This window comes from Cellulomonas sp. URHE0023, from assembly GCF_000688475.1.
GTDB lineage: Bacteria > Actinomycetota > Actinomycetes > Actinomycetales > Cellulomonadaceae > Cellulomonas.
In genome coordinates, this window is sequence record NZ_JIAN01000005.1 from 935734 (window position 1) to 948477 (window position 12744).

General features: G+C 72.3%; 18 protein-coding genes. 6 read left to right on the plus strand and 12 right to left on the minus strand.

Translation table 11 applies throughout. The features are described 5' to 3' along the window. Positions 1-12: 12 nt before the first annotated feature. Complete coding sequence (locus N553_RS0104725; protein ID WP_028045575.1) at positions 13-1095, minus strand: winged helix DNA-binding domain-containing protein; 1083 nt, start codon at positions 1093-1095, stop codon at positions 13-15. A 90-nt stretch (positions 1096-1185) separates the two neighbouring features. Here N553_RS0104725 and N553_RS0104730 point away from each other — a divergent pair, with 90 nt between their 5' ends. The 3 genes from N553_RS0104730 to N553_RS0104740 all read left to right on the plus strand — a co-directional run bounded on the left by N553_RS0104730 (position 1186) and on the right by N553_RS0104740 (position 3380). Further along, positions 1186-1557: a DUF4406 domain-containing protein gene (locus tag N553_RS0104730; RefSeq protein ID WP_197029905.1), complete on the plus strand. Its 372-nt coding sequence runs from the start codon at positions 1186-1188 to the stop codon at positions 1555-1557. Positions 1558-1611: 54 nt separating this feature from the next. Beyond that, positions 1612-2034, plus strand: coding sequence for a DUF4259 domain-containing protein (locus N553_RS0104735; RefSeq protein WP_028045577.1), 423 nt, complete (start codon positions 1612-1614; stop codon positions 2032-2034). A gap of 101 nt (positions 2035-2135) precedes the next feature. Next, positions 2136-3380, plus strand: coding sequence for an MFS transporter (locus N553_RS0104740; RefSeq protein WP_028045578.1), 1245 nt, complete (start codon positions 2136-2138; stop codon positions 3378-3380). Positions 3381-3417: 37 nt separating this feature from the next. Here N553_RS0104740 and N553_RS21115 read toward each other — a convergent pair whose 3' ends face one another. The 4 genes from N553_RS21115 to N553_RS21120 are packed head-to-tail and all read right to left on the minus strand — an operon-like array spanning position 3418 to position 5481. Further along, entirely contained in the window at positions 3418-4185 is a 768-nt protein-coding gene (locus N553_RS21115) for an ABC transporter permease (protein WP_051639827.1), read from the minus strand. Then, positions 4182-4547, minus strand: a complete 366-nt coding sequence (locus tag N553_RS0104750) for a CrcB family protein (protein ID WP_231505163.1) — start codon at positions 4545-4547, stop codon at positions 4182-4184. The genes N553_RS21115 and N553_RS0104750 overlap by 4 nt, the downstream gene beginning before the upstream one ends. Continuing rightward, positions 4547-4960, minus strand: a complete 414-nt coding sequence (locus N553_RS0104755; RefSeq protein WP_028045579.1) for a CrcB family protein — start codon at positions 4958-4960, stop codon at positions 4547-4549. The genes N553_RS0104750 and N553_RS0104755 overlap by 1 nt, the downstream gene beginning before the upstream one ends. Next, positions 4957-5481 (minus strand): universal stress protein, encoded by a 525-nt coding sequence (locus tag N553_RS21120; RefSeq protein ID WP_034620636.1) that lies wholly within the window; start codon positions 5479-5481, stop codon positions 4957-4959. Before N553_RS21120 ends, N553_RS0104755 begins: the two co-directional genes overlap by 4 nt. Positions 5482-5568: 87 nt before the next feature. Between N553_RS21120 and N553_RS0104765 the strand changes: the two genes are divergently transcribed. Further along, positions 5569-6198 (plus strand): NADPH-dependent F420 reductase, encoded by a 630-nt coding sequence (locus tag N553_RS0104765; RefSeq protein WP_028045580.1) that lies wholly within the window; start codon positions 5569-5571, stop codon positions 6196-6198. A 20-nt stretch (positions 6199-6218) separates the two neighbouring features. Here N553_RS0104765 and N553_RS0104770 read toward each other — a convergent pair whose 3' ends face one another. Both N553_RS0104770 and N553_RS0104775 read right to left on the minus strand, forming a co-directional pair. After that, complete coding sequence (locus N553_RS0104770; RefSeq protein WP_028045581.1) at positions 6219-6653, minus strand: DUF6194 family protein; 435 nt, start codon at positions 6651-6653, stop codon at positions 6219-6221. A 46-nt stretch (positions 6654-6699) separates the two neighbouring features. Continuing rightward, entirely contained in the window at positions 6700-7119 is a 420-nt protein-coding gene (locus N553_RS0104775; protein WP_028045582.1) for a MarR family winged helix-turn-helix transcriptional regulator, read from the minus strand. 64 nt (positions 7120-7183) lie between these two features. On the opposite strand from N553_RS0104775, the gene N553_RS0104780 reads away from it, so the two are divergent. After that, positions 7184-7924, plus strand: a complete 741-nt coding sequence (locus tag N553_RS0104780) for a cyclopropane-fatty-acyl-phospholipid synthase family protein (protein WP_028045583.1) — start codon at positions 7184-7186, stop codon at positions 7922-7924. A gap of 2 nt (positions 7925-7926) precedes the next feature. Beyond that, a complete protein-coding gene (locus N553_RS0104785) occupies positions 7927-8742 on the plus strand; it encodes a bifunctional 2-polyprenyl-6-hydroxyphenol methylase/3-demethylubiquinol 3-O-methyltransferase UbiG (protein ID WP_034620639.1) in 816 nt (271 codons plus the stop codon). Here the strand turns inward: N553_RS0104785 and N553_RS21125 are convergent. The 5 genes from N553_RS21125 to N553_RS24115 form a co-directional block, all read right to left on the minus strand. Then, positions 8733-9587, minus strand: a complete 855-nt coding sequence (locus N553_RS21125; RefSeq protein ID WP_034620642.1) for an alpha/beta fold hydrolase — start codon at positions 9585-9587, stop codon at positions 8733-8735. The genes N553_RS0104785 and N553_RS21125 overlap by 10 nt on opposite strands. Next, on the minus strand, positions 9584-10192 hold the full coding sequence (locus N553_RS0104795; protein ID WP_028045585.1) for a TetR/AcrR family transcriptional regulator: 609 nt from the start codon (positions 10190-10192) through the stop codon (positions 9584-9586). The genes N553_RS21125 and N553_RS0104795 overlap by 4 nt, the downstream gene beginning before the upstream one ends. A 75-nt stretch (positions 10193-10267) precedes the next feature. Next, the gene (locus N553_RS0104800) at positions 10268-10630 is read right to left on the minus strand and encodes a hypothetical protein (protein WP_028045586.1); all 363 of its coding nucleotides are present in this window, start codon (positions 10628-10630) and stop codon (positions 10268-10270) included. 119 nt (positions 10631-10749) lie between these two features. After that, positions 10750-11394 (minus strand): response regulator transcription factor, encoded by a 645-nt coding sequence (locus N553_RS0104805; protein ID WP_028045587.1) that lies wholly within the window; start codon positions 11392-11394, stop codon positions 10750-10752. Further along, the gene (locus N553_RS24115; RefSeq protein ID WP_051639828.1) at positions 11391-12659 is read right to left on the minus strand and encodes a sensor histidine kinase; all 1269 of its coding nucleotides are present in this window, start codon (positions 12657-12659) and stop codon (positions 11391-11393) included. Before N553_RS24115 ends, N553_RS0104805 begins: the two co-directional genes overlap by 4 nt. Positions 12660-12744: the final 85 nt, after the last annotated feature.

The following is a 12744-nucleotide window of genomic DNA, read 5'->3' on the forward strand; positions in this document are numbered from 1 at the left end:
ACGGTGCGAGCACTACTCGATGACGACCCGGTCGCTGTCACCGTCGGACAAGAACGACGCGGTCGCGGCGCCCTCCTCGGCGAGCGCGCCCAGCTCGTGGGCGCTCAGGGCACGCACGGGTGTGACAGTCACGGTGTCCGCCTGGACCTTCCACGTCGCCGAGACGCGTCCGTCGACGAGGACGACGCGGGTGCCGGCCACGGACAGGCCGCGGTGGGCGTCGTCGACGATGCGTGTGCGGTCGTCGTAGCCGAGCAGCGCGTTGTCGAACGCGGGCAGGAACCGGACCGGCGCCGGCGTCTCGGGATCGGGGCGCGGGGCGCCGGGCAGGTCCCACAGGACGCGGCCGCGCTCGTCGCGGAACGACACGAGCTCGTCGCGCATCGCCTTGACGGCACCCGGCAGCCCGGCGATGCCCGACCAGGACCGGATGTCGGCGGTGGCAGCCGGGCCGTACGCGGCAAGGTAGCGGCGCACGAGGGCCTGGCCCACGAGGTCGTCGGCGGTGAGCGGGTCGATCTCCCTGCCGAGCCATGACGACAGCAGTGCGACCTGCACGCCGGCCTTGACGCGCCACAGTCCGCGTGGCGGTGTCTGGGCGACGGGGACGAGGCATGCGATCGCGAGCTCTGCATGGGCGCGCGGCCGGGGTACGGGCCATCGCGCGACGAGCACCTGAGCGAGCTCGGACATGGATCGCGGTTCGCCGTCCGCCAGGAAGTCGCGGGCCACCTCGGCGAACTGGACCAGGTCGACGCCGTCCAGCTCGGAGCGGTAGATGCCGAGCATCCGGCCGCGGAGCATCGCGTCGTGCCGGGCCCGCCAGGCCAGCATGTCCTGCGAGGTGACCAGGTGGACGGTGCAGCGCATGAGGTGGGCCCGCACCACCTGGCGTCCGACCACGAGTGCATCCAGGGCGGACGGGTCGAACCCGTGCAGCCGGGACCACAGGCCGACGAACGGCTCCTGGGGCTCCTGCGCCTGCAGTCCGCCCAGGTGCGCGACGGCCGCAAGGACGTCGAGGTCCGCGCGTTCGAGCAGGAGCTGCCTGGCGAGCGTCGCCCGGTTCAGCGCGGGCAGTGTCAGGACGGTCACCGGACCCAGGATGGCTGGTCGACTACTGGGACGTCGAGGTCGTCTGCACGCTCTTGCACGTTTTTTCCGACTATTGCATACTCGGTCGATATGACGACCCCACTGATGATCCTGATCGCCGGCCCGTACCGCTCCGGCACGGGCGACGACCCCGCCCTGATGGCCCAGAACCTCGAACGGCTCGAACAGGCCGCCTGGCCGATCTTCCGCAGCGGCCACGTGCCGATGATCGGCGAGTGGGTGGCACTCCCCGTCCTCAGCAGCGCGGGCGCCGCCGGTCCGTTGAGCGCACTCGCGCCGAGCGTCATGTACCCGACCGCGGAGCGCCTGCTGCAGCACTGCGACGCGGTCCTGCGCCTGGAGGGTGAGTCGACCGGTGCCGACCAGGACGTCGCGATCGCGCACGAACGCGGCCTGCCGGTGTACCGCCGGGTCGAGGACATCCCCGGCTACGTGGCGTAGGGCACGGGGTGGCTCGTCTGTGCGACCCCCCGCGCACCGGCTACCGTTTTTGTCATGGGGACCTGGGGATTCGGACCGTTCGACAACGACACCGCCGCCGACTGGGCCGGCCACCTCGACGGGGCCGCCCCCGCTGCCCGGCCCGCACTGATCCGCGAGGCACTGACAGCCGTCGTCACGGCGAAGGACTACCTCGATGCCGACGACGCCATGAGCGCGATCGCCGCCGCCGCCGTCATCGCCGGGACACGCCCCGACGGCCCCGAGATCGACCACAACTACGGTCCGGACGCGGGCACGCTCGCCGCTCTGCAGCTCGACCGCGACCTGGACACGCTGGCCACGCAGGCGCTCGTGCGCGTCATGGACGAGGGGTCCGAGTGGCGGGAGCTGTGGGAGGAGGCGGACGAGTTCGACGACGCCCGTCGCGTGCTCGACGCGCTGCTCGCAGCCATCGAGAGCGACGGGACGTCCTGAGCCGGCCGCCGCCTGGCTCGAGGGCCGTGGCCAGGGCCACACCGCTCCGCGCAGGAATGGATCGGGCTCATCCGGCCATCCGGGGCTAGCGTCTGGTCCTTGTGAGCCGGTTGACCGACGTCGTCGTGCCGCCACGGCTGGGCAACCGGTTCCGTTGGCTGCTCGCCTCGTCGTGGACCTCGAACCTAGGCGACGGGATCCTGCTCGCGGCAGGTCCGTTGCTCGTGGCCTCACGCACCGACGACGCCTTCCTCGTCGCACTGGCTGCTCTGCTGAACTGGCTGCCGCCGCTGGTGTTCGGCCTGTGGGCCGGCGCGGTGACCGACCGGGTGGACCGGCGACGCCTGGTGATCACGGTCGACTGCGTCCGCGCGACTCTCGTGGCGGTGCTGGCGGGGTCGATCTTCGCGGACGTCGCCACGATCGGGGTGGTCCTCGTCGCGATCTTCCTGCTGGCCACCGCCGAGACGTTCGCGGACACGGCGTCGAGCACCCTCGTCCCGATGCTCGTCCAGCGCGACGACCTCGCACTGGCCAACTCACGGATCCAGGCGGGGTTCGTCACCGTGAACCAACTGGTCGGACCGCCGCTGGGCGCACTGCTGTTCGCAGCCGGGCAGGCGTTGCCGTTCGCCGCCGACGCCGTCCTGGTGGCCGCGGGAGCGCTGCTGATCTCGCGCATCTCGCTACCGCCCTTCCGCAGCGAGCACCACGACACCCACATCCGGCACGACATCGCCGAGGGGCTGCGGTGGGTGCGGCACCACGCGGCCGTGCGGACCCTGGTGCTCACGATCCTGATCTTCAACGTGACGTTCGGTGCCGCGTGGTCGGTGCTCGTCCTCTACGCGCGCGAGCGGCTCGGGTTGGGGGCCATCGGCTTCGGCCTGATCACGACTGTCGGCGCGCTCGGCGGTCTTGCCGGGACGCTCTCCTACGGCTGGATCACCGCGCGGGTGTCACTGGCCAACCTCATGCGCGTCGGTCTGGTGATCGAGACGTTCACGCACCTCGGCCTCGCCCTGACCACCACCCCGTGGGTCGCGCTCGGCATCTTCTTCGTGTTCGGTGCGCACGCGTTCGTCTGGGGCACGACGTCGGTCACCATCCGGCAGCGAGCGGTCCCGACGGCCCTGCAGGGGCGGGTGGGGAGCGTGAACCTCGTCGGGGTGTACGGCGGTCTCGTGCTCGGCGCGGGCATCGGCGGCGCCCTCGCGCAGCGGTACGGGATCACGGCACCGTTCTGGTTCGCCTTCGTCGGGTCGGCGATCTTCGTGGCGCTCATCTGGCGCGAGCTGCGGCACGTCGCCCACACCGATGCCCAGGACGCACCCGACCCGGTGTAGCCGACCCGGTGTAGCCGACCCGGTGTAGCCGGCGGGATCAGCCGCTCGCGCCCTGACCCGGTGGCACGGGCGTGCGTGAGCCGAGACGGTGCGCGAGCAGCTGAACGGTGACCACCGCGGCCACCGACTCCGCGGCGAGCAGGCCGACGAGCACGAGGAGCTGCACCTGGGCCGCCCCGGCCGGTGACAGGCCACCGAGCAGGAGCCCCACGAACGCACCCGGCAGCGTCACGAGCCCCGCGCTGCGGGTCTGGTCGAGCGCGGGGACGAGCGATCGCGCGACCGCTCGGCGGGCCTGTCCCGCGACCGCCTGCCGAGGGGTCGCACCCAGGGACAGCCACGCCTCGACCTGGTCCCACTCAGCGCGCAGGTCGTCGCGCAGCCGCCCGCCGGACAGGGAGACCGCGGTCATCGCGCCGCCGATGACCTGCCCGGAGAACGGCACGACGGTCTGCGCCTGGAACGGCAGGGCGCCACTGGCGAGCACGGGAACCACGGCGGCGAGCGCACCGAGGACGATCGCGAGCGCGACGGGGGGCCACGTCCCACGGCCCAGCCCGATCCGCCGCACGGCCGTCCACGACGCTGCTCCGAGCATGAGCAGGAGGTACACCACCACCCCGCCGGGGTGCTCGAACACCCAGGCGATCACCAGCGCGACGAGCGTCAGCTGGACGGCCGCCCGCCCTACCGCGACAAGGGCGTCCCGGCGGACACGCACCCGGGCGACGGTCAGGACCGCAAGGACGATGCCGACGAGGACGGCGAGCGCGAGCGCGATCCGCCACGCGGGGACCACGGTCACAGCGCAGCCATCACCGCGACCCCGAGCGCCGCGGCCCCGAGGCAGAGAAGCACCGAGCCGACGGCGTTCACCGTCGCCCGGCGCACCTCGCCCGCCTGGATCAGGCGGACGGTCTCCACCATGGCCGTGGAGAACGTGGTGTACCCGCCGCAGAAGCCGGTCGCGGCGACGGTCAGGGCCGTCGAGCCGAGGCCGTGGTAGAAGTGCGCACCGGCGAGCAGACCGATCAGCAGGGAACCGGAGACGTTGACCAGCAGCGTCGCAAGGGGGAAGACGCGGGTCCAGCGGGCACGGATCGAGCCGTCGACGACGAACCGGGTGGCGGCCCCGACACCGCCGAGCACGGCGATCAGCACGACCATCAGGCGGTGCCCCGACGGGCGGCCAGCGCGATGCCCGCGACGCAGCCGAGGATCCCGAGCACCAGGCTCGCTGCGGCGTACACGAGCGCGGTCGTCACCTGGCCTGCCGCGAGCAGCCGCTCGAGCTCGAGCGCCAGGGCGCTGAACGTGGTGAAGCCGCCGAGCAGACCGGTACCGAGGCCCAGCCGCAGCACGCGACCGCGCCGGCTCTCCGCACCGCGCCGTAGCAGCGCCTCGAGGAGCGCACCGAGCAGGAAGGAGCCCACGACGTTCTCGACCAGGGTCGCCGTCGGGAAGCCGTTCGCGGACGAGCCGATGGCGTGGGTGACGGCCCACCGTGCCGTCGTGCCGACCGCGCCGCCGAGGGCCACGACCGCGATCAGGCGCGGGTCGTGGTGCGGCGGACGGGTCACGGGCTCTCCTTGGGGTGCTGGGGGACGATCGTGACGGGAACGGGCTGCGTGTGCGCCAGGCGTCCAGCGGTCGACCCGCCCACCAGGTGGTTCATCCAACCTCCGAGGCCTGCCCGACGACTCCCCACGGCGATCATCCACGCGTCGTGCTCGGCAGCGACGCGTGCGAGGGCGTGTGTCGGCTCCCCGACCGTGTAGACGAACCGCCATGGGCCCGTGTAGCCGCTCAGGTTCTCGGCCACCTCCGCGGCGCACTCGTCGTCGGCGAGCACCCGGTCCTCGCCGGCGTCGACGTGGTCGGGGTCCAGCGGAGTCGACTCCAGGGACCCGTCGCCGTGGGCCGCGACGAAGGTCCGGGCCAGGTCCGACCACACGCACACGAGGTTCGCGCCGAGCGCCTGGGTCAGCTCTGCGGCAGCGTGCACGACCCGCTGGGACTGGCCCGGCACCACACCCACGACCACCGCGCGCGCACCCTCGACCGGGGTGCCGTGCCAGGGGTGCGGTGCCGAGCGAGCCATCGTGTGCAGCCTCCGGATGTGACGTTACCGTCGCTTCTCGGTGGCGACTTTCGGAACAGCGGAGGCTCCGGTTCGGTTGGCCACGGCATGACCACCATCGGATTCATCGGAGCGGGCCAGATCGGCGGCACGCTCGCCAGGCTCGCCATCGCCCGCGGCTACGACGTCATCGTCAGCAACTCGCGCGGCCCTGCCACCCTCACGGAGCTCGTTGCGGAGCTCGGTGACCGCGCTCGCGCCGGGACACCGGCCGAAGCCGCCGCGGAGGGCGACCTGGTCGTCGTCACGATCCCGGTGAAGGCGGTCCCGTCTGTGCCGGTCGCCGAGCTGGCCGGCAAGCTCGTCATCGACACCAACAACTACTACCCGCAGCGCGACGGCCAGATCGGGGCCCTCGACGACGGCTCGACGACGGTCTCCGGCTACCTGCAGCAGCACCTCCCGACGTCGGCCGTGGTCAAGGCGTTCAACAACATCTACTTCGGCGACCTCGGCACGCTCGGCGTGCCGACGGGCACCCCGGGCCGGATCGCCCTGTCCGTGGCCGGCGACGACCCGGAGGCGCGCGAGACGGTCGTCGCGTTCATCGACGAGCTGGGCTTCGACGCCGTCGACGTGGGCCCGCTCTCGGAGAGCTGGCGGTTCGAGAAGGACCACACCGCGTACGGTCTGAAGTCCGACGTCGCGGGCATGACCAAGGCGCTCGCGGAGGCCTGAGGGCCCGGCCGCCGCGCGGGCTACACGTCTGCGCGGCGGTCCCAGCGAGCGCGCGCCGCGGCATGGGCGCGATCGAGCAGCTCGACGACGACCGCGCCCGTGCGCTCGGCGGGGTTGGTCACCGCGACCCAGCCGAGCTCGCCGTAGACGGGATGCCGGTGGACCACGTCCGCCTCGGCAGGGTCCGCCGGCGGGTCGGGCACCGCACCGCGGCCGACGTGGATGTTGACCCGCCAGCGGCCGTCGTCGTCCAGCTGCGACGTGTCGTCGTCCGGGTAGTCCTTCGTCACGATCGTGGCGAACGGCTGGGTGGTCGCCGGGATCTCGCCGTCCGGCGCGTAGTAGAAGAAGTAGTCGCCCCACGCGATCTCGGGGAACTCGCTGCCGACCGTCGGGGCGAGCACGAGGATCCCGTCGAGCGACCGGAGATGGCTGAGGACCTGGTCGAGTTCCATGGCGTCGATCTTGCGACTGTCCGGGCGAGCGCGCTCGGGGACGGCGTCAGGCGCTGCCGAGGCGACGCAGGACGTCGATGGCGCCCTGGAGTGTCGCGCGGTCGTGCTCGTCGAGCGTCCCGACCGCCGAGGCCAGCCAGGTGTTCGTCGCGTGCCGGTCGGCGTCGACCGCGGCGCGGCCTGCGGCCGTGATCTCGATGATCATGCGGCGCCCGTCGGCCGGGTCCGGGGTCTTGCTGACCTGGCCGGCACGTTCCAGGTCGGCGACGATCACGGCCATCGACTGGGGCGTGATGCGCTCGCTCGCCGCGAGCGCAGACGAGGTGGCCGGACCGTGGTTCGAGAGGCGGTTCAGCGCGCGGCTCTGCCCGAGGGACAGCGACTTCTCGGCGATCAGGCGGCGGTAGATGGGGCCGAGGGCGTCGCGCAGCTCGAACGCGAGCTCGGCGGTGTCGGTGGTCGTCACTCGCGCAGCCTACGGAGCGTCTATTCGCTCGTCGCCGCGGAGGCGCGGACGTACCGTCCCGCTCATGGACATCCCTCGGCAGCACACCATCCGCGAGGCCAACCACAGGATCCTCGACCCCTTCACCGACGAGAAGCTCGCGACGCTGGGGCGTGCGTTGCGACTCACCCCCGGCACCTCGGTCCTCGATCTCGCGTGCGGCACCGGCGAGATGCTGTCCACCTGGGCACGGGCCCACGGGACGGTCGGCACGGGCGTCGACAGGAGCTCGGTCTTCATCGCGCGGGCGCGTGAGAGGGCCACGTCCTTGGGCGTCCAGGTCACCTTCGTCAACGGCGACGCGTCCGGCTACGTCGCGGAGCGCCCGGTCGACGTCGCGGCGTGCCTCGGCGCGAGCTGGATCGGCGATGGCGTCGTCGGAACCCTCGACCTGCTGGAGAAGTCGCTGCGGCCGGGCGGCCTCGCGCTGCTGGGCGAACCTTTCTGGCGCGAGGACCCGCCCGACGAGGCGACCGTGCAGGGCAGCGGCGCACCGTCCCGCGACCGGTTCCGCTCTCTGCCGGCGCTCGTGGAGTCGTTCGGGGAGGCCGGCTGGGACCTGGTGGAGATGGTGCTTGCCGACGAGGACAGCTGGGACCGGTACGTGGCCGCGCAGTGGCTGACCACACGGCGGTGGCTCGACGAGAACCCGTCCGACGAGCTCTGGACCGAGATGCGCGCGGAGCTGGACACCGCGCCGCTCGCCTACGTCACCTACCAGCGGCGCTACCTCGGGTGGGGCGTGTTCGCGCTCATGCGTCGCTGACCGTGGACGCCGTCCAGAGGTACTACTCCGAGCAGCGGCTGCACGAGCGCGACCGGCTGCTCACGCCCGAGGGCTGCCTCGAGCGTGTCCTCACCACACGTCTGCTGGAGCCGCACCTGGGCGAGCCGGGCGTCGCCCTGGACCTCGGCGGGGGCACCGGTCCGTACTCGGTGTGGCTGTCCGAGCTCGGCTGGGACGTCACGCTGGCCGACCTCTCGCCCGACCTGCTGGCCATCGCCCGCGAGGAGCTGCCACCGGGCACCGTCCGGGACGTCGTGCAGGTCGACGCACGAGACCTGTCACGGTGGGATGACGACACGTTCGACGCCGTCGTGAGCCTCGGCCCGTTCTACCACTTGACCACCGTGGACGACCGTGTGGCCGCCGTCCGCGAGCTGGCGCGGGTCACCCGCCCCGGCGGTCTGGTCGCCGTTGCGCTGGTTCCCCGCTACGGGCTCGTACGCAGGGTGCTCGCGCTCGCCGACGAGCGGTGGCAGCTGGCCGCGCCTGCGTTCGTCGACCGCCTGCTCGAGGACGGCGTGCTCGACAACGCGCTCCCCGCCCGGTTCACTCACGTCTACGGTGTGCAGCCCACCGAGGTCCGCCCGTTCTTCGAGGGGCACGGGTTCTCGACCGTCACGCTCGCCTCCACGCACGGGTTCCTCACCGGGGTCGAGGACGGGCTCGAGGCGCTGCGGCTCGCACACCCGGACGCCTACCTCGACCTGCTGGACCGGCTCGTCACCACCGCCGACGACCCCGCCGTGCTCGGCACGGCCGGCCACCTGCTGTATGTCGGACGACCTGGTCAGAGGTAGTCGACGACCGCCGCGATCGTCTCCGCGTCCCGCAGGATCCGTCGGTGCCCCAGGCCGTCGCTCAGCCTGACCTCGGCGTCGGGCCACGACTCCGCGATCAGGAGGCCGTCCGCGGGGTCGGTCTCCTTGTCCGCGCTGTCGGCGACGACCAGCAGCGGCGGCAGGTCGGTCCGGCCCGCCGCGCGCTGCGGCACGGCGAGGGTGTCGAGCGACCGCTCGGCCAGGACCTCCATGCGCTGCAGCAGGAGCTGACGGGTGCTCTCCTTGAACCCGAACGCGCTGGCGAACGCCCGCGTGTACTCGACGGGCTCGGCCGGCGGCGCGATCAGGACGAGCCGATCGGTCACGGTGCCGTCCAGCACCGCGAGCGCGGCCGCCGCGGCGCCGAGCGAGTGCCCGATGACCGCGTGCGCGTGGCCGTGCGCGGCGATGACCGTCTCGATCGCGTCCATCATCTCGATCAGGCTGCTGCGCTTGCGCCCCAGCCCGCCCGCGCCGGAGGCACCGTGGCTCGGGGCGTCGTACGCGATCACCTGGAACCCGGCCGCCACGAGCGGCTCGACGAACGCAGCCATCTGCGCCCGGTGGCCGCCCCACCCGTGCACCAGGTACACCCGCGGGCCCTCGCCCCAGGTCTCACCACTGATACCGCCGGCCAGCTGCCACGGCGTCGACCCCGGAACCGCCTCACCGGGCTTGGCGTGGGTCGGGGTGCACCACATCCGCAGGGCGCCGCGCGCGACGAGGCTGGGGGCGACCTTGTCGAGCGTCTGCACCGAGATCCGGAGCCTGCGCGGGACCTGCGCCCGAACGAACGTGCTTTTCTGCGTGGCTGTCTGGGTCATGAGGTCTGTGCTGCCTTCTGGGAGACGACGATCGAGTCGAGCAGCCGCTCGAACGCGTAGCGCGCCCGGTCGTCGGCCGTCGGGTCGTGCAGGAGCCGGCGCGCGTGGAAGTGCGCCAGCATGAGGCCGTGCAGGTCGTGCGCGAACTGCTCGGGGGCCAGGTCGTCGCGCAGCTGCCCGTCCTTGGCGCCCGAGCGGTACATCTGCGCGAGCGAGTCGGCCAGGTCCCAGTGCTCGCGGACCAGCTGGTCACGCACCACGCCGGGCTGGTCGTCGAACTCGGTGGACGCCGACACGAACAGGCAGCCCGCGGACCCGTCGTTCGAGAGTTCGAGCCACCGCTCGAACACGGTGCGGATGCGGGGGATGCCCCGGGGAGCCGCGAGCCCGGGCAGGATGACCTGCTCGACGAACCGCTCGCGCGCCTGACCCAGGACGGCGAGCTGCAGCGACTCCTTGGACCGGAAGTGCGCGTACAGGCCGCTCTTGGACAGTCCCGTGGCGGTGGCGAGCGACCCGATGGTCAGTCCGGCGACGCCGAGACGCCCGGCGATCTCGACCGCCTGGTCCAGCACCGCCTGCCGCGTCTCTTCGCCCTTGCTCACCGCCGAAGAATAGCACGATCGTGCTGCTCGCCGCCGGCGGTCGCGCAGGACGTCACGGCCGGCCGGGACGGGACGTCACCCGCGACCGTGCGACACGTCTTCGCACACGCGCGTATCGCTGTTGCCGGGCGCGTCGCACAGGTCCTCGAGGTACGAGCGCAGCTCCGCTTCGGTCGATCGCACGTCAGCCTGCATGCCGGTGCGCATCCACTCCTCGGCCGTCGCACACTCTGTGAGCGTCGCACTCTCGGCATCAGCGAGGCTCAGCGCGCTGCTCTCCCCCGACGCCGAGAGCTGGACCGCCTTCAGCGCGGCCTCGCAGGTCGTGATGACGCCGATCGGATTGACGGGCGGATCGCTCTGGCACGCGCTCATGGCCAGCACGATGAAGGCCCCCGCGCCGAGTCCGAGTACCCGCCCCGAGCGTCCGGCACTCACGGCCGTCCCTCCATGTCGCGCACTCCTGTGGTGATGGACCCCGGCCTGTCGAACCCCGGTCCGATCCCAGCATGTTCCAGGATCGGGCGCACGGCCCCCGAGCCGCTCCTGGATACCGCCTACGCCACCAGCCCTGACTCGTAGGCAGCGATCACGAGCTGGACGCGGTCCCGGCAGCCGAGCTTGCGCAGCGCCTCCGAGACGTGCGACTTCACCGTCGGCTCGGCGATCCACAGCTCCGCGGCGATCTCGCCGTTCGACAGCCCACGCGCGACGGCCAGCAGCACCTCACGCTCCCGAGGCGTCAGGTCGCCGATGCCGTTCACGGGCGTCCGGGCGGGCGTCCGGGCAGCGAAGTCCTCGACCAGGCGCCGGGTGACCGTCGGGCCCAGCAGCATCGACCCGTCGGCGACCAGCCGCACGGCCTCGACCAGGCGGTCCGCGGTGACGTCCTTGAGCAGGAACCCGCTGGCCCCGGCGCGCAGGGCGTCGTAGACGTACTCGTCGAGGTCAAAGGTGGTGAGGATCAGGACGCGCGTTCCGGGGTGCTCGGCCGAGATGCGCTCCGTCGCCGCGATGCCGTCGAGCACGGGCATCCGGATGTCCACCACGGCGACATCGGGCTTCGTCGTCGCGACGAGGCTCAGCAGCGCGCGACCGTCGGCAGCCGAACCGACGACGCTCAGATCCGGCGCGGCACCGATGATCGCCGCGAACCCTTGGAGGACCACTGGCTGGTCGTCGGCCACGACGACGGTCGTCACGCGGGCACCGGCAGCGCGACCTCGAGCAGGAACGTGCCGTCGACCGTCTCCGTGCGCAACGTCCCGCCGAGCGACTCCACCCGCTCCCGCATCCCGATCAACCCCCGACCGGGCTCGTCCTCGGAGCGAGCCGTCGTCGGGCCGACCGGGTTCGTGAGCGCGAAGCCGACGCTACCCCGCGACTGGCGACGCTCCAGCGTCGTCGTCGCACCCGGTGCGTGCCGGCGGACGTTGGTGAGCCCCTCCTGAACGGCCCGGTAGAGCACGTACCCGTGCCCAGGGCCGACGTCCTGCCACGTCCCGACGACCTCGACCGGCTGGCCGGCGGCCACCGCCGAGGCCACGAGCTCGTCGACGTCGCACGCGGTCGGCTGAGGCGCGCGGTCGTTGACATGCTCGGTCCGCTGCAGGACGACGAGCACCTGCCGCAGCTCCGTCAGCGCCTCGCGGGCGTCGGCCGCGATGGCTGCGAGCACGGCGCGCGCCTCGTCGTTCAGGCTCGGGTGCACGAACGGCGCCGACTCCGCACGGACCGCGACCAGCGACACGTGGTGCGCCACGACGTCGTGCAGGTCCCGGGCCAGCCGGGCGCGTTCACCGGCCAGCGTGTCCACCTCGTGCGCGTGCAGCTCGAGGACGACGGCCGAGTCCCGGCGAGCCCGCGAACGTCTGCTCGCACCCGCGGCGGCTGCCGACGCCACGAAGCCGAACATGACGACCATCCCCGACGCGAAGCCGATCCAGGCGTAGTCGCGCGTCCCGGAGTTCGTCGCACCGATCGGGACCGCGATGTAGAGCGTGTCCGTCGCGCAGAACCGGGCTGCGAGCAGGGCCGCGACCACGAAGGGGAGGATCGCGCGCCGGACACCGTCGATCGCCGCGAGGAACGAGACCGCGGCGACGCCGAGCCACCATCCGAAGGCGGGCTGGGCGCTCGAGGCGAACAGCACCAGCACGAAGGGGGCGAACGTCAGCAACGTCCCCCGCCCGGGCCACCACCGGCCGACCAGGACTCCGGTGATCGTGAGCAGGAAGGCGATGCCGAACACCGGGTCGGTGTACCAGCGCACGTTCGTCTCGTAGCTGACGGAACCGCCCGAACCCGTGCCTGCGTAGAACCCGACGTTGCTGACCACCGGCGTCGTCACGAGCACCCAGCCCACGATCGCGGCCACGAGCACCGAAGGCCCCCAGTCGCGCCAGCCCGCCCCCTGCGCGGGCCGGAGGGTGGGGGCCTCGGCACTCATTGCGTCGACGCTCGTCATGTGGTCATCGTGACCGATCACGCATCCCCGCCGACACCGTCCCGAGACGGATCTCGGAGCGGTCGTCACACTTCGCGGGAATGAT